The 19,096-nt window shown below is 58.9% G+C and carries 18 protein-coding genes and 1 pseudogene; 9 read left to right on the forward strand and 10 right to left on the reverse strand.

Annotated elements, in window-relative coordinates:
- Positions 1-35 precede the first annotated feature (35 nt).
- Positions 36-1,472 (forward strand): adenylate/guanylate cyclase domain-containing protein, encoded by a 1,437-nt coding sequence (locus JNB88_RS06635; RefSeq protein ID WP_223217097.1) that lies wholly within the window; start codon positions 36-38, stop codon positions 1,470-1,472.
- Between the two features lie 323 nt (positions 1,473-1,795).
- On the opposite strand, the pseudogene JNB88_RS06640 reads toward JNB88_RS06635, so the two are convergent.
- The 3 genes and pseudogenes from JNB88_RS06640 to JNB88_RS06650 all read right to left on the reverse strand — a co-directional run.
- Positions 1,796-1,987 (reverse strand): annotated as a pseudogene (locus tag JNB88_RS06640) (tetratricopeptide repeat protein); the annotation flags it as partial.
- A 116-nt stretch (positions 1,988-2,103) separates the two neighbouring features.
- The gene (locus tag JNB88_RS06645; protein WP_220354761.1) at positions 2,104-3,654 is read right to left on the reverse strand and encodes a Fic family protein; all 1,551 of its coding nucleotides are present in this window, start codon (positions 3,652-3,654) and stop codon (positions 2,104-2,106) included.
- A 159-nt stretch (positions 3,655-3,813) separates the two neighbouring features.
- On the reverse strand, positions 3,814-3,975 hold the full coding sequence (locus tag JNB88_RS06650; RefSeq protein WP_220354762.1) for a hypothetical protein: 162 nt from the start codon (positions 3,973-3,975) through the stop codon (positions 3,814-3,816).
- Positions 3,976-4,096: 121 nt separating this feature from the next.
- Here JNB88_RS06650 and JNB88_RS06655 point away from each other — a divergent pair, with 121 nt between their 5' ends.
- Positions 4,097-4,297, forward strand: coding sequence for a hypothetical protein (locus JNB88_RS06655; RefSeq protein WP_220354763.1), 201 nt, complete (start codon positions 4,097-4,099; stop codon positions 4,295-4,297).
- Positions 4,298-4,820: 523 nt separating this feature from the next.
- Here the strand turns inward: JNB88_RS06655 and JNB88_RS06660 are convergent.
- Complete coding sequence (locus JNB88_RS06660) at positions 4,821-5,588, reverse strand: SDR family NAD(P)-dependent oxidoreductase (protein ID WP_220354764.1); 768 nt, start codon at positions 5,586-5,588, stop codon at positions 4,821-4,823.
- Positions 5,589-5,831: 243 nt separating this feature from the next.
- Here JNB88_RS06660 and JNB88_RS06665 point away from each other — a divergent pair, with 243 nt between their 5' ends.
- The 6 genes from JNB88_RS06665 (at position 5,832) to JNB88_RS06690 (ending at position 11,928) form a co-directional block, all read left to right on the forward strand.
- Entirely contained in the window at positions 5,832-6,554 is a 723-nt protein-coding gene (locus JNB88_RS06665; RefSeq protein WP_220354765.1) for a FadR/GntR family transcriptional regulator, read from the forward strand.
- The gene (locus JNB88_RS06670; RefSeq protein WP_220354766.1) at positions 6,551-7,717 is read left to right on the forward strand and encodes a PLP-dependent transferase; all 1,167 of its coding nucleotides are present in this window, start codon (positions 6,551-6,553) and stop codon (positions 7,715-7,717) included. The genes JNB88_RS06665 and JNB88_RS06670 overlap by 4 nt, the downstream gene beginning before the upstream one ends.
- 36 nt (positions 7,718-7,753) lie before the next feature.
- Positions 7,754-9,013, forward strand: coding sequence for an ABC transporter substrate-binding protein (locus tag JNB88_RS06675; RefSeq protein WP_037134193.1), 1,260 nt, complete (start codon positions 7,754-7,756; stop codon positions 9,011-9,013).
- Between the two features lie 83 nt (positions 9,014-9,096).
- On the forward strand, positions 9,097-10,032 hold the full coding sequence (locus tag JNB88_RS06680; protein WP_037134192.1) for a carbohydrate ABC transporter permease: 936 nt from the start codon (positions 9,097-9,099) through the stop codon (positions 10,030-10,032).
- A gap of 4 nt (positions 10,033-10,036) precedes the next feature.
- Positions 10,037-10,867, forward strand: coding sequence for a carbohydrate ABC transporter permease (locus JNB88_RS06685; protein ID WP_220354767.1), 831 nt, complete (start codon positions 10,037-10,039; stop codon positions 10,865-10,867).
- Between the two features lie 5 nt (positions 10,868-10,872).
- Positions 10,873-11,928: an ABC transporter ATP-binding protein gene (locus JNB88_RS06690; RefSeq protein ID WP_220354768.1), complete on the forward strand. Its 1,056-nt coding sequence runs from the start codon at positions 10,873-10,875 to the stop codon at positions 11,926-11,928.
- An 11-nt stretch (positions 11,929-11,939) separates the two neighbouring features.
- Here JNB88_RS06690 and JNB88_RS06695 read toward each other — a convergent pair whose 3' ends face one another.
- The 5 genes from JNB88_RS06695 to JNB88_RS06715 form a co-directional block, all read right to left on the reverse strand.
- Complete coding sequence (locus tag JNB88_RS06695; RefSeq protein ID WP_220354769.1) at positions 11,940-12,770, reverse strand: cell wall hydrolase; 831 nt, start codon at positions 12,768-12,770, stop codon at positions 11,940-11,942.
- A 268-nt stretch (positions 12,771-13,038) separates the two neighbouring features.
- Entirely contained in the window at positions 13,039-14,085 is a 1,047-nt protein-coding gene (locus tag JNB88_RS06700; RefSeq protein ID WP_220354770.1) for a sulfate/molybdate ABC transporter ATP-binding protein, read from the reverse strand.
- A 9-nt stretch (positions 14,086-14,094) separates the two neighbouring features.
- Positions 14,095-14,967 (reverse strand): sulfate ABC transporter permease subunit CysW, encoded by an 873-nt coding sequence (cysW, locus tag JNB88_RS06705; protein WP_220354771.1) that lies wholly within the window; start codon positions 14,965-14,967, stop codon positions 14,095-14,097.
- Complete coding sequence (cysT, locus tag JNB88_RS06710) at positions 14,957-15,814, reverse strand: sulfate ABC transporter permease subunit CysT (RefSeq protein ID WP_037134186.1); 858 nt, start codon at positions 15,812-15,814, stop codon at positions 14,957-14,959. Before cysT ends, cysW begins: the two co-directional genes overlap by 11 nt.
- A gap of 8 nt (positions 15,815-15,822) precedes the next feature.
- Complete coding sequence (locus JNB88_RS06715; protein ID WP_220354772.1) at positions 15,823-16,848, reverse strand: sulfate ABC transporter substrate-binding protein; 1,026 nt, start codon at positions 16,846-16,848, stop codon at positions 15,823-15,825.
- Positions 16,849-17,150: 302 nt separating this feature from the next.
- Here JNB88_RS06715 and JNB88_RS06720 point away from each other — a divergent pair, with 302 nt between their 5' ends.
- A complete protein-coding gene (locus tag JNB88_RS06720; protein ID WP_220354773.1) occupies positions 17,151-18,167 on the forward strand; it encodes a porin in 1,017 nt (338 codons plus the stop codon).
- Positions 18,168-18,294: 127 nt separating this feature from the next.
- Here JNB88_RS06720 and JNB88_RS06725 read toward each other — a convergent pair whose 3' ends face one another.
- Positions 18,295-18,750: a PTS sugar transporter subunit IIA gene (locus JNB88_RS06725; RefSeq protein ID WP_220354774.1), complete on the reverse strand. Its 456-nt coding sequence runs from the start codon at positions 18,748-18,750 to the stop codon at positions 18,295-18,297.
- Positions 18,751-19,096 lie beyond the last annotated feature (346 nt).

Raw genomic sequence — 19,096 nt, forward strand, 5'->3', positions numbered from 1 at the left:
GGTTGACAATAGCGTGGTGCGGGGAGGAGGTCGCCATGGCATCGATTGACGAGCAGAACCTCGAAGAGAAGCTGACGGCGCTAGAGTCGGCCCGGACCTGGAGTGCGCGGCTAGTGTCCAAACTCGAGAGCAACATCCGCTCGGCAAGTGACGCCGAGCTCTTCCGCATCAATCCGATCAAATTCGCTGCCGACAAGAGCCTCAACGAGGAGGAGACGATTGCTCTCTTCCTGCACGCCACCGCACTCGGTCTCTTCGATATGACCTGGATTCTGATCTGTCCGGTCTGCTCCTGCGTCATCGATAGCTTTCGCGCGCTCAAGAATCTCGGCAGTCACTGCCGCTGCACCCACTGCCATCTGGATTTCGTGGCGGCTCTCGATGACATGATCGCGATAAGCTTCACGGTCAACCCGGCCATTCGCCGCATCGCCTATCACGATCCGCAGACGCTGACTGTGGAGGATTATCTTTACCGCTACAGCTCGACGAATGAGGGCTTGCTCCCGGACGGAACGCCTTTCGTCCACCTGAGGGAGATGCTGAGCCGCGGACTAGCCTATATAGAGCCGGGCGAGACGACCGCATTTGAGATAATCGCAGAGGCTGGCATATTACATGGCAGCAGCTCCGACAGCGATGCCGGTATCACATTTGTTGTCGATCCCGCGCTTCCCGCTGGCGAACAGCGCATCGCAATCCGTCTTGACCTTGAGTCTAGCACGCCGGACGTGGGCACCATCGCGGCCGGCAAGGTGATTTTCGAGATATCCAATGTATCGGACAAACGCATCGAGTTTGGGATACTTCAACTGCCGCCCGGCGTCGACAGGCCGCCGCCACTCCACTTCGCGCCGTTGCTCTCAGGTAAGCGGTTACTCACGACCCAGACATTCCGCGACCTTTTTCGCTCCGAGGTGATCGGGAGCCAGGAAGGGCTCGGCGTCAAGGACATCGCTCTCCTTTTCACCGACCTGAAGGGCTCGACTGCACTTTATGACCGGATCGGAGACCTGAATGCTTTTGCACTTGTGCAGCAGCATTTTGACCGGCTGCAGGGCGTGACTGTCCGCCACAACGGCGCGATCATCAAGACGATCGGTGATGCGGTGATGGCTGCATTCCTGGAACCTGACGATGCCGTGCGGGCGGCGCTCGACATGCGCAGCGAAATCGCCTCGTTCAACAAGCGGCAACCCGACAAGGCTCTGATCCTCAAGATCGGCGTTCACAAAGGCGCGGCAATTGCTGTCACGCTAAACGAGCGCCTCGACTATTTCGGCCAGACCGTAAACATTGCTGCGCGCATCCAAGGCCTTGCCGATGCCGACGAGATTTTTGTCAGCCAGGACGTTTACGATGCGACCGGGGTTCGCGACGGACTGGCGTCTTTTTCGGTCGAGCCGAGAACTGCACATCTTCGAGGTGTACGGCAGGAGCTCCCGGTGTTTCGGGTGGGAGCGGCCGTTTAAGCGAGCTGTTCCTCATCGAGCCACACGTCGCCGGTACTTGTCGAACTGTGAGATCGACGGCATCGGAGCTACAAAGGAAGGTCGCACCGGCGTTGGTAATTCCTATTTCACCTCAGGCTCTCGACGGTATGTTTCGAAACCAATAGCGGCCGGACACTTAATTATCCGCTTGGCGCCACCATGCCGGCCATAGAGAGAGGCTTTGCAGGCTCCTCAAAGCAGACCTTGCTAGCGATTGGGCTGGAGGTGGTGGTTAAGCGGGCATCGGCAATTGCTCATCGTCTGCGACAATGGCGAACCGGTTCAAGATCGGACATTTATCACTATACGACGCCGGCCCTGCGTAGACCTTCCAGGACGAGCTCGAAATCGGCGGGGTTCTTGAAGGGCAAGACTTTGCGGCGGTATTCCAAGGAGTAGTCTGGATTGACGCGCAGCACCTCTTGCCACGTCGCCCGAGCCTCTTCGAAACGGCCGAGGTGTCCGTAACAGGCGGCCAAAAGCGCGCGTGAGACCCTGCCTGAACGGCAGAATCTCGCTCATCCCGAACCCTCAGCCAGCGGCGATCGAGTATAGAGAAAATCAGAGAGAGTTGTGGAGAAAAAAGGAACGAAAAGAATAATTGCGTAAATTATTCTACCTTCTCCGCCACTTTCCCTGTCGACCACTGCACGCGCTCGGCCAGGAAGCCAGCGAACGGGCGCACATCCATGTCGACGCTCGCCCGTTCAAGACCGGCCAGATACCGGTCGCGATCCTCCACCCGCACGACCGTCCAGGGATAGCCGCCTGAGGCCAGCATCGCATTCATCAGGAATCGTGCCATGCGCCCGTTGCCATCAGGATAGGGGTGGACGTAGCCGACAAGCCAGTGCCCCAGCACGGCCCGGACGGCAGGTTCGGTCTCATTATCGAGCAGGGTGAAGAGCGCATCCATGCCCTCGGGCACCGCTTCTGAACGCGGCGGCACATGCCACGACCCACGCAGGTAAACGGGGTGATTGCGATATCCGGCAAGGGCGCTCGGCTTGAGTATGCCCGCGACCACGGACGGGCCGAACAGTTCACGGTACCACTCCCGGTGTTGGTCATGCACGAGCGCGCCAGCAGGCGCGCCATCGAGAATGGCGGCCACGGAATCCTTTACTTTCTGGAAGGCCTGCCAGTAGCCGCGCGCGGCGAGCGCATCGCGGCTTTGCCTATCCTTTTCATCGATTTCGGGATTCCATCCGCCCTGCCGCACGCGGTCGATGAGTGCGGGCGTAACGCTATAGCCTTCGATCGATAGCGAGTGGTAGGCATCGCTTTGGTAGATGTCTTCCACGAATTTCATGTAGCTGCTTTTGTCTGAGGGCAGGCCTGGCGCTTTGGGAAATATCTCCATCACAGGCGCCCGCTGGCTTTCCCAGATAGCGTTAAGCCGGGCTACGATGGGCGGCACGCCGGTGATGATGGCGGGCACATAAGGCTGCTCGGCAAAGGGATCGCTTTCGCGAACATCGTAGCTCGCGCTTTTCATCGTTTTGACGATCTCATCGGCAAAGCCCGTGCGTCCTACGCGGCGAAACGCCCCGGCTATACGCCCGGCGACGGCAGAATGCCCGCCATCAAGCAACCGGCCCAGAATGCCGGATACGTCACGCACAGCAGCCAACACCACCTGCGCCTCAATGGGTGTGCGCTGGAAGAAGGCTTCCGGCACTTTGACGAGGGCGGCATCCGGCGCGTAGACACGCAGGCCGTTTTTCTCGGCCAGGTCTTCGGGCGCGGGCGTCTCCTTGACCTTGAGGTCATAGAGCGACGTGCCGAAGAGGAGTGGCAGATTGTTGTTGGTGCCTTTGGGGCTGTTTACGATGACCTGCGGCGGGATCGCCGTCGCTTCCGAGTGCAGCAGCAATGACTGCTCGGGCGACAGGAACCAGTCATTCCCGAACCGGTCGCGGCAATAACGCGCGCAGAACTCCCAGTAGGACGCATACCAGGGTGTGGTGTCCCCCGGTTGGGCCTGCGGCCCGGTCGACATCAGCCAGCCTTTGATGACATCGCGCAGAAAGCCGTGCTGCAAGAGCCGTTCACGATGAACGCGGCTGAAGCCGCTAGATTTGAATATGCGCTGCCCCCCGCTTTGCAGCTCCTGCAAGGCGCTTAAGGAATCGGCGAGCTTTTCGTTCGGTGTGGCCATGGCTTCATATCAAGTTTTTGATGTTGTGCGATGACAAGTGTATAATGCCGATCGCTAACAAGTCAATTATGCCGCATAATTGCAAGTTTTTAATGCCGCGCAATTGCGCGTAAATTATGTTAATTCATTGAAACAATGACAATTAAACGCCGACGACAGCTAGTCTAAAATGACCGATTCCGCCTTCTGAATCAATGCTCCAAGCCGTGCCAGAATGGCTGAGGTCGGCTGCATCAGATCGACTGTCGCAAACCTGATCTGATGGCCCTGGATATCGACACTCTCATCGAGATCGCCGCCGACAACCGGATGCAGGAACATACCCTAAGCACTGAGCGACAACGGATCATCCGCGCGCTCCTGGCTGCGCCCACCGGCTCGTGCGCCGCCCGCATCATCGCCTCATGCAGCGCCTCCATCTCGCTGACCTCGGTTCTTCGCCTTGCGCACGGACGCTGCCCGCCCGCTCGATTTGTCACTGCTCACGCACGCGCCTTTCTTCCAGCGCCTTGCGCTCCCGCGCCTCGACCGCGCCGAGCGCCTTCACCTTCCGGGCCATATCGAACCCCTGCATTTTATGGCGGCGCTGCCGGGCTTCATTCTGCCCGCGCTGACTTCGCCAGGTCCGTTCAAGCAGGTTTAGGTTTCCAGAACTTTGCTCAGCCATACTTTGCAAAATGGCATAAATTCAAACCAAAGAGACGGTTTAAATCTTTCCTCGTTTGCGAAGCCCTGCTACGTGAAATTGCCATTTAATAAACCTGAGCTTTGCACCCGAAATGAGGACCAACCTTTATCGCGGGATCGACGTGGAACCCGTCGTACGCAGGGGCCGCCCATAGCTACGCCCTCGAAGGCCTTAACACCCATAAGGCGCTACAGGATGCATTCCGCGCCGCACAGGCCACGCTCATAGCCAGCGGAGGCGAGTGAACATGACAGCGCCAAAGCCGCTCAAAAAGACGCAAATGGCCGGCCGTCGTGCCTTGCGCTCATTGCGGTATCTTCATTAGGCCGGAGAAGACGGGCTCCCTCGGCTTCGCCGACAACCGCTTGTCGCCAACTGATTGTTGGTCGGTAGACGAGAGGCTGGGCCAGAACCGACGTCAGCCGACCTGTCGTCTCCGGCCTGGCGAGTTGAGTGACCGAATTTTTGAGCGCGCCTGTCAAAACAGTTCGATACCCGAAAGGACCCTGAGCCTTTCCACGAGCCTCTCCTGATAGACGGGATCGGTGACCTCGGCGGCAGCCTCGCGCCGCCGGCGATGATACCAGTAGCCGCCGCTGCTCCTCGCCTCGTCGTCGTTGCTGGTCGCAAGCCAGGCCTGGGTACGATAACCCTCCTTAAGATCGTCTGGGGCTCCCGCGCCGCCCATCTTCGTCGGCACCCAGCCTGGATCGACGGCGTTACTGAAGACGTCGGGCCAGTGTCGAGCGAGGCACGCCGCAAGCGCTGCGACATGAAGCTTGCTTTCCGAGTAAGCACGGCTGGTGTTCCACGCCCGGCGCTTCCAGTCGACGTCGTCAACCGGGCCCCCGCCGCTCTGGTGCATGCCGCTGCTGAGATAAATAAGACGCTTTGGCCGCTCGATGAGCGCCGTCAGTATATACGGGGCGAGCGTATTCACCGCGAGAATGGCGGGATGTCCTTCCGGTGTACCACCCCGCGCCGCCACCGAGTAGATTCCGGCGTTGTGAATGACGGCGTCCATATGCCCAAGTGCGTTTACCTGATCGGCGACCTGTCGTGTCTCCTTGGCGCTCGAGAGGTCACCGACGACAATGCCGAGGGTTTGCGGAATAAGATCGGCGACCGCCTTTGCCCGTTCTGTCGAGCGTGCGTGAAGGACGAGCTCGTGCCCGTCGTCAATGAGGGCGCGCGCTGCAGCGAGCCCCAGGCCATCGGTCGACCCCGTAATAGCGATACGGCTCATCGGCTTCCTCTCGGTTGAGCGACAGTCAAGGCAAATAGGTTGGGGCGGCCAGAATGCCAACCCTGCCTGCCACAATCACCGGCGCATGTCGGCATCCGCCTCCGTCGTCGCCGGGTCTCTTCTCGGAGAATTAAAATCTGCTCTCCAACTGCTGACTTGCACTTGACGCTTCCGCAGCTTTGCGAAATGCTAAGATGTCAGACCAATTTTAAAGGCTGGCTGCCTATAAAAATCTGGGGAACCATGAAGGCACCACGCAGCGACAGGCCGATTATCCGGCCGCTTCCGGCAATGGATCGGGCACGTCAGGTGACCGACGCAGTGGCCGAGTATGTTCAGAGCGCGCAGCTCAAGGCTGGCGATCGTCTGCCGGCGGAACGCGAACTGATGTCGGCGCTGATGGTTGGCCGTTCTACCATCCGCGAGGCGATCCGCCACTTCCAGGCACTCGGTGTTATCGAAACCCGAAAGGGTAGCGGGACTTACCTGCTGAAGCCGGTTTCGAAGGCAACGATCCACATGCCGCTGTCACTCGATACCGGTCATCTGCGCGACGCCCTTCTGCAAACACTGGAAGTCCGCCGCGGCATCGAGTGCGAGGCCTGCATGGTGGCCGCGCGCAAGCGAACCGACAAGGATCTCGTCCTGATCGAGCAGAACCTCAATGAGATGGAACGCGTTCATCTCGAGAAGGGCACATCAGGGCCTGAAGACCTGGCTTTTCATCTGGCGATCTACGACGCCACGCACAACCCGCTTTTCCGCCAGCTTCTCGAGCAGATGCGCGAGACCTTCTGGCAATTCTGGGAGCATCCGTTCGAGCGCGAGGATTTCGCCCGCCGCTCATTCCCCTTTCACCGCACACTCTTCAACGCGATCGCTGCCCGGGATGCCGAGGCCGCGCGGGAAGAGACACTAAAAATCCTCGAGGTCGTCGAGGAAGATATCAAGGAAATGTCGAAATGAATAACGGCGCAGACGCGTTCGATCTTGCCTCGCTCATCACCGCGCACGACGAAGGAAACTTCGCTGAAGCCGTCGTGCCACCGATATTTCAGACGTCGCTTTTCACCTTCTCCGATTATGACGACATGATCTCCTCCTATCGGGGCGAGAAGGTGCGCCCGATCTACACGCGCGGTCTGAATCCGACCGTTCGTATGTTCGAGGAAATGCTGGCAAAGCTCGAGGGTGCTGAAGATGCGCTAGGCTTTGCAAGCGGCATGGCTGCGATCTCCTCGGCAGTGCTATCCTTCGTCGAGCCGGGTGACAGGATCGTCGCGGTCAAGCACGTCTATCCCGATGCCTTCCGCCTGTTCGGCACGATCCTGAAGCGTATGAAGGTCGAAGTGACCTATGTCGATGGACGCGACGAGGAGGCCGTTGCAAAGGCACTGCCAGGCGCCAAGGTCTTCTACATGGAAAGCCCGACGAGCTGGGTCATGGAGGCTCATGATGTCGGTGCGCTCGCAGCGCTCGCCAAAAAGCATGGCGTCGTCACCATGATCGACAACAGCTGGGCAAGTCCATACTTCCAGCAGCCCATCTCGCTCGGCGTCGATATCGTCATCCACTCGGCGTCGAAGTATCTCGGCGGCCATAGCGACGTGGTGGCTGGTGTTGTTGCCGGCTCGAAGGAGATGATCGCTCGCATCAAGGCGGAGGCATATCCTTATCTCGGCGGCAAGCTCTCACCGTTTGACGCATGGCTTCTGATCCGTGGCCTGCGCACGCTGCCGATCCGTATGCGAGCGCATGAGGCAGCAGCGATGACCATCGCCAAGCGTCTGCAGGAACTCGACGTCGTGGAAACGGTCTGCCATCCGGGCCTTGCCAACCGGTTGCCCTCGGGCCTCAACGGCACGTCGGGGCTGTTCTCCTTCATATTCCGCGAAGGCGTCGATATCCGCGCTTTCGCCGATCACCTCAAGCTCTTCAAACTGGGAGTGAGCTGGGGTGGGCATGAAAGCCTGATCGTACCAGGCGAGGTCGTCCTTCAGCAGAAGGCGCAACCGAATTCCGCGCATACCTTCGGGATCCATGCGCGGTCCGTACGCCTCCACGTCGGTCTCGAAGGAACCGAAGCCTTGTGGAAGGACATCGAGGCGGCATTGGCGGTCGCCTCTTAAGTCACAACCTGAAAAACCTGAAAAGGGGGAGCAAGCATGAAAAGACTGATCACCGCCACTCTTCTCGCCACGATGATGGCCGGTACGGCGCTCGCCGATACCACGCTGAAACTGGTCGAGGTCATTACCAGCCCTGAACGCACCGAGACGCTGAAGTCGATCGTCGGCAAGTTCGAGGCTGCCAATCCCGGTACCAAGGTTGACATCATCTCGCTGCCCTGGAACGAAGCCTTCCAGAAATTCGCGACGATGGTCTCGGCCGGCGATACGCCTGATGTCATGGAAATGCCCGACACCTGGCTTTCGCTCTATGCCAACAACGGGATGCTCGAAAGCCTTGAGCCCTACCTTGCCAAGTGGGAGCACACCAAGGGCCTGACGCCGCGCGCGCTTGAACTCGGCCGCGACGTCAACAACACAGCCTACATGCTGCCTTACGGCTTCTACCTTCGCGCACTGTTCTACAACAAGAAGCTCTTCCAGGAAGCAGGCGTCGCCGAACCACCGAAGACACTCGACGATTTCGTTGCCGCCTCCGAGAAGGTCTCCAAGCTTCCGGGCAAGTCCGGCTACTGCCTGCGCGGCGGACCGGGTGGCCTGAACGGCTGGGTGATGTTCGGCGCGACGATGGCAGGTTCCAACAAGTTCTTCAACGAGGACGGTACCTCGACCATGAACAGCGAAGGCTGGGCAAAGGGTCTGGAATGGGTCGTCGACCTCTACAAGAAGGGCCTGACCCCGAAGGACAGCGTCAACTGGGGCTTCAATGAAACCGTTGCCGGCTTCTACTCCGGCACCTGCGCGATGCTCGACCAGGATCCGGACGCGCTGATCGCCGTTGCCCAGCGCATGAAGCCTGAAGATTTCGGCGTCACCAAGATGCCGGTCGGCCCGAGCGGCAAGGGCTTCACCACGATCGGCTTTGCCGGCTGGTCGATGTTCACCACCAGCCAGAACAAGGATCTGTCCTGGAAGCTGATCGAGACGCTTGAATCGCCGGAAGGCAACATCGAGTGGAACAAGCGTACCGGTGCCCTTCCGGTTCATACCTCGGCAGAGAAGGACCCCTTCTATGCGGGCGATCAGTTCAAGGGCTGGTTCGAAGAACTGGCTGATCCGAATATCGTTCCGACCGTGATGCCGACCTACCTCGAAGAGTTCGCCTTCTTCAAGGATTCGCTTGCGATCAAGACGACGCAGCAGGCGCTTCTCGGCGACATCACGCCGAAGGAACTGGCTGACCAGTGGGCAGACTATCTGACCAAGGCGCAGCAGAAGTTCCTCGCCAAGAAGTAACGGACCACCGGCGGCGGACTAGTCCGCCGCCTCCTTCACTGTCTTGCGACGGCCCAGATTGCGCCGCGAAACGGATTTGCCTGATGACCCTCACTGCCAATACGCTGGAAAGGCGCCAGGACAGGCGCCCCTGGCTGAAGCGCGTGGCCGATGCCTCCGAACCCTATCTTTACAGTGCACCGTCGCTGGTCCTGATCATTGCGGTGATGCTGGTGCCATTGGTGATCGGGGTATCCTACGCGTTCCGCGACATCCAGCTTCTCAATCCGTTTTCGGGCGGCTTCGTCGGGCTCGACCATTTCCGTGCACTCTCGAAAGACGCAGCCTTCTATGGCGCCCTGAAGAACACCCTCTGGTGGACGGGCGCATCCGTCCTGCTGCAATTCATCTTCGGCCTCATTCTGGCGCTTCTGCTCGACAAGCCGTTCTGGGGCAGGGGCGTCGTACAGGCTTTGGTCTTCCTGCCCTGGGCCGTCCCCTCGTTCCTTGCCGGCCTGAATTGGGCATGGCTCTTCAACCCAGTCATCGGACCGATCCCACATTGGTTGTTTGCGCTCGGCCTGATGAGCGAGCCGGGAAATGTTCTTTCCGATCCGCACTATGCGATGTGGGGACCGATTATCGCCAATGTCTGGTGGGGCATTCCCTTCTTCGCGATCACATTGCTTGCGGCTCTCCAGGCAATTCCGCGCGACCTTTACGAGGCGGCCTCCATCGACGGCGCAGGCTGGTTCCAGCGTTTTCGTTCGATAACCTTGCCCTTTCTCGCACCGACCATTGCAATCACCGTGCTCTTGCGAACCGTCTGGGTTTCCAATTTCGCCGACCTGATCGTCGTCATGACTGGTGGCGGCCCGGCTGACCGGACGCAAATCGTCGCGAGCTACATCTTTACGCAGGCCTTCAGGCGCCTGGACTTCGGCTATGCCTCGGCAATCGCGCTGGTGCTGCTGGTGCTGCTGCTTGCCTATTCAATGCTGATCATCCTGCTGCGGCAGACCCTGCTGAACAAGGATTGATGTCATGAAGCGATCCATTCTTCCGACCGTCGCGCATCGCCTGGCCATTCTCTGCTACATCGTCTTTGCGCTGTTTCCGCTGTTCTGGCTGCTCAAGGTGTCGGTGACGCCAAACGATCTCCTCTATACCGAGGGCGTCCGGATGTGGCCGTCGCGGACAACGTGGGAGCACTACTCCTTCGTCATCCAGCACAGCGCCTTTCCGACCTTCTTCAAGAACAGCCTGATCGTATCGGCCTCGACCGCAATCGTGGTCACGATCTGCGCCTCTCTGTCAGGCTACGCCCTGTCACGCTTCAATTTCCGGGCCAAGTACTGGATTGTCGCGCTGATGCTGCTGACGCAGATGTTCCCGCTTGTCATGCTGGTTGCGCCGATCTTCAAGATCCTGACGCCACTGCATCTGACGAACAGCCTCACCGGCCTCGTCGTTGTCTACACCGCCTTCAATGTGCCCTTCGCCACCTTCCTCATGCAGTCGTTCTTCGACGGAATCCCTAAGGATCTCGAGGAGGCAGCCATGATTGACGGCGCAACACAGTTCACCGCCTTCCGGCAGATCATCCTGCCGCTGACACTTCCGGGCATCGCGGCAACGCTTGGCTTCGTCTTCACCGCCGCGTGGAGCGAACTGCTCTTTGCCCTCATGCTCATCAACGGCAACGACGCGGCAACCTTCCCGGTCGGGCTTTTGACTTTCGTTTCCAAGTTCTCCGTGGATTTCGGGCAAATGATGGCTGCGGGCGTGCTCGCGCTCATCCCGGCCGGTCTCTTCTTCCTGCTCATCCAGCGTTATCTCGTCCAGGGCCTGACGGCCGGCGCGGTCAAGGGTTAATCAAAATGGCATCGATCGATATCCAGAACGTCAAGAAGGCATACGGCCCCGTCAAGGTGCTGCACGACGTCGACCTCAGGATCAAGGATGGAGAGTTCGTCGTGTTGGTCGGCCCGTCCGGCTGCGGCAAATCCACTCTGCTGCGCATGATCGCAGGCCTGGAAGACGTCACCGGTGGCGAGATCCGCATCGCCGGCAACCGCGTCAACGAACTGCACCCGAAAGACCGCGACATCGCCATGGTGTTCCAGTCCTATGCGCTTTACCCGCACATGAACGTCGCGGGAAACATGAGCTACAGCCTGAAGCTCCGGAAGACGGCAAAGGAAAAGATTGCCAGTGCCGTTGCCGGGGCCGCGTCAAAGCTCGGCCTCGATCCGCTGCTTGAACGCCGTCCGAAGGCGCTTTCCGGCGGCCAGCGCCAACGCGTTGCCATGGGCCGCGCCATCGTGCGCCAACCGAAGGCCTTCCTCTTCGACGAACCTTTGTCGAACCTCGACGCACGTCTGCGCGAGCAGATGCGTGCCGAAATTAAAAAACTGCACGGCGACCTGAAGGCAACATCGATCTATGTCACCCACGACCAGATCGAGGCTATGACCTTGGCTGACAGGATTGTTGCGATGCATGGCGGCGTCGTGCAGCAGGTAGGCAGCCCGCTCGAACTTTATGATCGCCCTGCCAACCTCTTCGTCGCCGGCTTCATCGGTTCGCCTGGCATGAATTTCCTTGAAGCGACCTATGCAGACGGCGGTGTCCGCCTGAAGGACGGCACGGTCGTACCGCTGGCCGCGCCGCTGTCACTTGCAAACGGCGCCAAGGTTACGCTGGGGATCCGGCCAGAGCATGTAGTGATTGCGGATCAAGGCGGTCTGAACGCGACCGTCGAACTGGTTGAGCCCACAGGGTTCGGCATCATCCTGCATTTGTCACTGCACGGATTGCCGTTCAAGATCTTCACGCTCGACCGGGCCGCGCTCACAGCGGGTCCGACAATCAACGTGTCGTTCCCCGCACCGCATCTGCACGTCTTCGACGCGGACGGGAACAGGGCGAAGTAGGAAGCGCAGCCTCAGCCGTGCGCAAGGCTGCCGCGCAGCACGGCATCATTGACGGCTGGTCTCGGTATCGGCACCGCGACCGGCGTCACTACGTCCATCGCAGCAGGCGATACCGCTTCCATTGGTGGCGCTGGCATCGAGGGCTGCGCCCCCAATGTCGCGACCGGCTCCGGCATCGGGATTGGTACGGGGACGGTTGTGGGAACAAGCGCCAGGAACTGTGGCGGCATCAGGCTCTGACCGGGCACATAATTCATTGCGACTTCATATGAGGGCAGGGGTGCCGGGGTCTGCAGTTCACCGTCGCGACCACGCTTCTCGTAGAAGGCATTGCCCCCCGCAATCGCCACGTAATGCATGTTGCGATAGGGGAACTTCAGACCGTCGGTGTGGAAGAACATAGCGTCCTTGACACCTCGGTGCCGCTCACCGCGGAGAATTGCGTCGGCAGCATCAGTCAGTTCGATTTCCGCCGTCGGCTCGACGACCCGTGTCATCACACCAGGAGCGAACTGCCGTTGCTGGGCGACAACACCACAGATTGAATCGGGATATGCGCCTGACGTCAGCCTGTTCATCACCACGGTGCCAACCGCCATGTAGCCGTCGCGGTCAGCATGCTCGGACTCGAAGTACATCGCCCGCTTCAGGCAGTCGCGATCCTTGGCCGTGTAATTGAAGGTAACTTTGCTTGCCTGGGCCACTTGGGCCGCATTCTTGGGTTTGGTGGCGTCGCTTACCACCTTCGGAGCCGGTTGCTGTGCAGTCGTACAGCCAACCGCCGCCACGCTCGCAAACAAAATCCCGGCGAGAGATTTTCCCAACTCTATGTGCGCCCTCAATGTCAGGTGCCCCCTATTTGGAGTAGTAAGCCCTTCTCGATTAAGTGGTCGCTTTTTTACCCGCGTTTTGGGTAAATTTCAAACTTAATTAGTATCACAATTTGATTTGGCGGCTTTTCGCCCGCATTCACAGGGCGATTCGGTGCGTCGGAGCTATCCTCGACGCACCGATTTTTGCCAGTGCAAACAACGGGTCAACATGGTCATACGCTCGAAATCACTGCGTGATCGCAAAACTGATTCGACGTTCACAAGTTGATTCCGACGGCTATTGCGCCGTCCGAAAAAGTTTCCAGCGTGTCGGTCTGAACGCAATCCGGCTACGATCGAGAGCCCCAGCCTGCGTCGGCGACAGTTCGAGTTCAATCGGGGGATGGCCCTTGCCAATGTCGACCTCGATATGGCGCGTACCGGCGACACGTCGGCTGGTCGTCAAGAGACCGGCGATACAACCGCCACAGCCGTCGCGCAATTCGATGTCGTGCGGCCGGAAGTAGAGCTGGGCATCCCCATCCGCTTCGCCATCGACCTTAAGGCCGAGCGGCCGGTCCTCGAACCAGATTTCGCCGCCGTTGACCCGCACGTCGAGACAGTTCGACTGACCGACAAAACCAAAGACAAAGGGCGAGTTCGGGCTGTCATAAACTTCATCGGGCGTTCCGACCTGCTCGATCGCGCCCTGGCTCATGACGACCACACGGTCGGCAAGCTCCATCGCCTCGTCCTGGTCATGTGTGACGAAGACAGTTGTATGACCGGTACGATCATGGATTTCGCGTAGCCATTTGCGCAGGTCCTTGCGCACCTGTGCGTCCAGGGCGCCGAAGGGCTCGTCGAGCAGCAGCACGTTCGGTTCGACTGCCATTGCGCGCGCAAGCGCAACACGCTGACGCTGGCCGCCGGATAGCTGCGCCGGATAACGCTTCTCAAGGCCCGACAGCTGAACGAGGTCAAGAAGCTCCAGAGCCCGTCTTCGGATCTCCGCCTTGGGCGGGCGCCGCGCGCCATCGCGCACCTTCAATCCGAAGGAGACGTTGTCGAGCACAGTCATATGCCGGAACAAGGCATAATGCTGGAACACAAAGCCGATATTGCGCTGTTGAACGGTCTTCTTCGACGCATCCTCGTCGCCGAAATAGATCAACCCGTCAGTGGGACTCTCGAGACCGGCAATAAGACGCAGCAAAGTCGTCTTGCCAGATCCGGACGGTCCCAAGAGCGCAATCAGTTCGCCAGAGCGGATGTCGAGAGAGACGTCGTGCAGCGCCGGAAAGCGATCGAATTCCTTGCGCAGGTTTTGTACGCGAACTTCCATTCTAATTCCTCAGTGCCGTCGGCTGGCGGCGATTTCTTCACTGTATCGCATCTCGAGCAGCGTCTTTAAAACAAGGGTCACGAGCGCGAGCAAGGCAAGCAGGGTGGCGACGGCGAACGCGCCCGTGAAATTGTACTCGTTATAGAGAATTTCGACCTGCAGCGGCATGGTGTTTGTCTGTCCCCGGATGTGACCGGAGACCACCGACACGGCCCCAAACTCGCCCATGGCGCGGGCATTGCACAAGAGCACACCGTAAAGCAGGCCCCACTTGATGTTCGGCAAGGTCACGTACCAGAAGGTTTGCCAACCGCTGGCACCAAGGGAAATGGCCGCCTCTTCATCGCCCGTTCCCTGCTCTTGCATCAAGGGGATCAACTCCCGCGCAACGAAGGGAAAGGTGACGAACATTGTCGCAAGAATCAGCCCGGGAACGGCGAACAGAATCTTGATGTTGTAGGCGCTCAGCCATTGGCCAAGGTACGTGTTGGCGCCAAGCAGCAATACGAAGACCAGGCCCGAGATAACCGGAGAGACCGAGAAGGGGAGGTCTATCAACGTCGTCAGGAACGCCTTGCCCTTGAACTCGAACTTGGCGATCGCCCACGCGGCAGCAACGCCAAAGATCAGGTTAAGGGGTACGCTGACGCCGGCAACAATGAGGGTCAGGCGGATCGCCGAGACGGTCTCCTCGTCCTGCAGGGCCTCAAAAAACGGACCTGCGCCCTTGCGGAAGGCCTCGACGAAGACAGCTGTCAAAGGCAAAAGCAGGATCAGCGTCAGAAACACCAGCGAGGTAAGGATCAGGCTCCAACGTGCAAACCGGTGCTCGGTGACCGCAGAACGCACCTTTACCGGCTGAACACTCGTATCAAGCGCCATAGCCGTACCTCCGTCTGCTCCAGCTCTGGATGAGGTTGATTATCAACAACATGATGAAGGAGATGACCAGCATCACGGCCGCAATGCCCGTCGCAGCAGCATAGTTATATTCTTCGAGCTTGATGACGATCAGCAGGGGCGCGATCTCCGACCGGAAGGGAAGGTTACCGGCAATGAAGATCACCGAACCATATTCGCCGACCCCGCGCGCAAAGGCGAGCGCAAAGCCCGTCAGAACGGGCGGAGCCAATCCTGGCAGCAGCACGCGGAAGATCGTCTGAAGACGCGTGGCGCCAAGCGTTGCCGCAGCCTCCTCCACTTCCTTGTCGATCTCCTCCATGACGGGCTGAACCGTGCGCACAACGAAGGGCAGGCCGACGAAGACGAGGGCAATCACGATGCCAAGCGGCGTAAACGCGATCTTGATGCCGAGCGGTGTCAGAAACTGGCCAATCCAGCCGTTCGGTGCATAAAGGGTTGCGAGCGCAATACCGGCAACAGCGGTCGGCAACGCGAACGGCAAATCCACCATGGCATCGATGATGCGCTTTCCCGGGAAGCGATAGCGAACAAGCACCCAGGCCAGCACGACGCCGAAGGCGGCATTGATGCATGCCGCGGCGAAGGCTGCGCCAAAGCTGATGCGCAGTGCACTCAGCGTGCGAGGGTCGAACGCGATGGCCAGGAATTTTGCCCAGCCGAGTTCGCTCGACCGCCAGGCAAGGCCGGAAAGCGGGATGAGGATCAAAAGGGTGAGCCAGGTCAAGGTAAGGCCGAGCGCCATTCCAAAGCCTGGAATGACGCTCGGCCGTCTGAACCGCCACCGTGTGGGGCTATATGCTTTCATGCGACGTATTATTGTGCCGGCTTGTAGATTTGGTCAAATACGCCGCCGTCGCCGAAGAATTTCGGCTGCGCTTGCTTCCAGCCGCCGAAATCATCGATCGTCGCGAGCTTCAGGTTCGGGAAGCGTGCGATGTCTTCCTTGTCTGCGGCCTCCGGCTTGGTCGGCCGGTAGAAGTGCTTTGCGGCAATCTTCTGGCCCTCATCGGAATACAGATAGTTCAAATAGGCTTCCGCGACTTTGCGGGTACCCTTCTTGTCGACATTGCCGTCAACCACGGCCACTGGCGGATCGGCACGGATCGAGAATGTAGGAGTTACGATCTCGAACTGATCGGGACCAAGCTCTTCCAGCGAGAGATAGGCTTCGTTTTCCCAGGCGAGAAGAACGTCACCCAGTCCACGCTGGACGAAGGTGGTCGTCGCGCCGCGCGCGCCGGTGTCAAGCACCGGGACGTGCTGCAGGAGCTGTGTCACATATTCCTGTGCCTTGGCTTCATCGCCGCCATTGGCCTGCTTGGCCCAGGCCCATGCAGCCAGGAAGTTCCAGCGCGCGCCACCTGATGTCTTCGGGTTGGGAGTGATGACCTGAACGTCATCCTTCACCAGATCACCCCAGTCCTTGATGCCTTTCGGATTTCCCTTGCGGACGAGGAAGACAATCGTGGACGTGTAAGGCGTTGAATTGTTCGGGAATTTCGATTTCCAATCGGCCGGGATCTTGCCGGTCTTGGCAGCGATCGCGTCGATATCACCTTCCAGAGCAAGCGTCACGACGTCGGCGTCAAGGCCGTCGATCACCGAACGCGCCTGCGCGCCGGACCCACCATGCGAAGCCTTGATGGTCACAGCCTCACCCGTGTCCTTCTGCCACTTCGCAGCGAAGGCGGCATTGAAATCCTTATACAGTTCTCTCGTCGGATCGTAGGATACGTTGAGAAGCGTTTGATCCGCAAAAGCGGGAGCGACAGCACCGATTGCAACGCTACCTGCCAGCGCCACAGCCGCGAGAAGCCGCGTGATCCTTATCGACTGCATGGAAACCTCCTTCGTTCACGGCCAAAACTCTACCAAGTTAGTCGTATAATGAAACGAAGAATGTTTCGGTTCCGCCGCTGAGTCTGGAATGGCATCCCATTTGAAGCGCGCTTTCGAAATGGGCTTGCTCACATTGATGAAGAGTTCACCAGGACGCAATGTTGATGATGGGCGGGACCTGCGCGCATTTACCCTCGATTTTTTGCAGGAGCCGAATCATCTAATTTTCCCTATGCTTGAATAATGCGCTTGCGTTGCAATGGGTGGATGGCGCCGTTCCTCGAACACTAGCCGGGTTTTTAATGTTCGCAAAAGCCGTCTTTATTGCCTCACTAGCCGCTTTCTCAGCCATTTCCACGGCGCACGCCGCCGACGCCATTGTTGCTGCAGCGCCGGAGACGGTCGAATATGTCCGTGTCTGCGACGCCTACGGCACGGGCTACTTCTATATTCCCGGGACAGAAACCTGCCTCAAGCTCGAGGGCTATTTGCGAATCGAGGAGCGGTTTGGACGTGATGAATCGGGACCCTCTGACTGGTCGTCCTGGACGCGCGCTCAAGTCACCTTCGGCTCGAAGAGCGAGACGGAATTTGGCACGCTGACCGGCGTCATCACGTTTCGCAACGAGGCCGAAAACGGCACCGACTTCGACCCGTCGCTAGACGAAGGCTATATCGATATCGCGGGCTTCAGAGTGGGCATGCTCTACAGCTGGTGGGATGACGATCCGAGCGGCGAGACCGATGTTGTTGCCAGCAACGAAACCAATCACGTCTCGATCCGCTATCAATATGAGGGCGAAGTCATCACGGCAGGGATTGCCCTGGACGAGCTGGAAGACGCATACGAAACCAAGCCTGGCGAGGGGCCAAACACCCTGGGCATTGCCGGCCAGGTGTCTTTCAAGACGGGCGCCTATTCCGGCTATCTGCTCGGCAGCTATGACACCGACACCGACGAGGGTGCGATCCGCGCGATTTTCTATGCCGATCTCGGACCAGGGCAGCTCGGCCTCTATGGCGTCTGGGCAAGCGGCGCCAACTACTATTATGAGGAATCGGAATGGACTGTCGGCGCCCAGTACGAATACAAGGTGACCGACAAACTCATGCTGATCCCTGGCGCGCAGTACTTCGAGAACGTCGCGCTTGATGCCGACGGCGACGGCTTTTCCGGAGGCAATGCTTGGACAGCAGGCATCACGGTCAACTACATGGTCGTCGAGAACCTGAGGACACGCCTCAGTCTTCAGTACAATGACGAAGAGGAAGGCGTAGACCAGGTGGAAGGCTTCCTCCGGTTCCAGCTCGACTTCTGATCGCCAAAGCGCGTCGCGATCTTTCAGGTTCGCTCGTGCGCTTCAGCTCATCGTTTTGTCGCATGTCTTTATCCCGAAACCGGTGACCACTTTCGGGAGACCTGCTTTAGACCGCAAGCACGGTGGGTTAGGGACGCGAGTCCGCCAGAAAATCCGAATAAAGCTCTTCAGCAGTTCTTGCCTTGCGCATGGAGGCCAGAATGCCCGGCGTTTGAAGCTGGCGCGCGATTGCGGCCAGCACGTTCAGGTACTCGCCGCGGTTCGCCTCTCCAAACAGGAGCACAAAGGCAATATCTGTGGACACGTCGTCAACTGCCTCGAAATCGACCGGCCGTGCGAAGCGGATAAGCATCCCCCGGGGATGCGTCATTCCCTCGACCACGGCATGAGGTACGGCAATTCCACTGCCAATACCCGTCGAGCCAAGGCTCTCGCGGCTCTCAAGTGCCTGAAGTATTTTCTTCTCTTCGATGCCAAAGGCCTCGGCCGCCTTTCCTGCAATATTCTGCAGAGCCCGCCACTTCGTTGTGACCGAAACGCCGATGAACGTGTGTTCAGGGCGAATAATCATCGAAAGGTCCATGAAGTGTCTCTTCTCGTTCACACGGGGTCAAACTCGGGTGCCCACGATACACACATCGATTTGCTGCAAGTTGACGTCGCTGGCCGTTTTCGTTGCGTGTTCATATTCCCGGACGAGATAAAGGTTCGAGACGGATCGGCGCCAGCAGATATAAGGAGGACATAAAATTTTCCCACGTCTGCAATGCTTGCTTGACGATTATTCCGGCAACTCGCGATTTATGGCGAGCAAGCTTTTGCCTGGTGGCGATGAGCATTTCATCACTTCTTGAGCAAAAGCCATTATCGACCAATTGAATTGCGCAGGTCTCACGCCTTATAGTCCGTCCCGAGCTGCGCCGGTTTTG

It is taken from the genome of Rhizobium cauense, from assembly GCF_019511525.1.
GTDB classification, from domain to species: domain Bacteria; phylum Pseudomonadota; class Alphaproteobacteria; order Rhizobiales; family Rhizobiaceae; genus Rhizobium; species Rhizobium cauense.

Bases quoted from the DNA above. Each gene is read 5' to 3' on its own strand.
- JNB88_RS06685 (WP_220354767.1), top strand. From the start codon at position 10,037: ATGAAGCGATCCATTCTTCCGACCGTCGCGCATCGCCTGGCCATTCTC.
- JNB88_RS06725 (WP_220354774.1), bottom strand. From the start codon at position 18,750: ATGGACCTTTCGATGATTATTCGCCCTGAACACACGTTCATCGGCGTT.
- JNB88_RS06665 (WP_220354765.1), top strand. From the start codon at position 5,832: ATGAAGGCACCACGCAGCGACAGGCCGATTATCCGGCCGCTTCCGGCA.
- JNB88_RS06720 (WP_220354773.1), top strand. From the start codon at position 17,151: ATGTTCGCAAAAGCCGTCTTTATTGCCTCACTAGCCGCTTTCTCAGCC.
- JNB88_RS06715 (WP_220354772.1), bottom strand. From the start codon at position 16,848: ATGCAGTCGATAAGGATCACGCGGCTTCTCGCGGCTGTGGCGCTGGCA.
- JNB88_RS06690 (WP_220354768.1), top strand. From the start codon at position 10,873: ATGGCATCGATCGATATCCAGAACGTCAAGAAGGCATACGGCCCCGTC.
- JNB88_RS06670 (WP_220354766.1), top strand. From the start codon at position 6,551: ATGAATAACGGCGCAGACGCGTTCGATCTTGCCTCGCTCATCACCGCG.
- cysW (WP_220354771.1), bottom strand. From the start codon at position 14,967: ATGGCGCTTGATACGAGTGTTCAGCCGGTAAAGGTGCGTTCTGCGGTC.
- JNB88_RS06635 (WP_223217097.1), top strand. From the start codon at position 36: ATGGCATCGATTGACGAGCAGAACCTCGAAGAGAAGCTGACGGCGCTA.
- JNB88_RS06700 (WP_220354770.1), bottom strand. From the start codon at position 14,085: ATGGAAGTTCGCGTACAAAACCTGCGCAAGGAATTCGATCGCTTTCCG.
- JNB88_RS06650 (WP_220354762.1), bottom strand. From the start codon at position 3,975: ATGTTCCTGCATCCGGTTGTCGGCGGCGATCTCGATGAGAGTGTCGAT.
- JNB88_RS06645 (WP_220354761.1), bottom strand. From the start codon at position 3,654: ATGGCCACACCGAACGAAAAGCTCGCCGATTCCTTAAGCGCCTTGCAG.
- JNB88_RS06680 (WP_037134192.1), top strand. From the start codon at position 9,097: ATGACCCTCACTGCCAATACGCTGGAAAGGCGCCAGGACAGGCGCCCC.
- cysT (WP_037134186.1), bottom strand. From the start codon at position 15,814: ATGAAAGCATATAGCCCCACACGGTGGCGGTTCAGACGGCCGAGCGTC.
- JNB88_RS06675 (WP_037134193.1), top strand. From the start codon at position 7,754: ATGAAAAGACTGATCACCGCCACTCTTCTCGCCACGATGATGGCCGGT.
- JNB88_RS06660 (WP_220354764.1), bottom strand. From the start codon at position 5,588: ATGAGCCGTATCGCTATTACGGGGTCGACCGATGGCCTGGGGCTCGCT.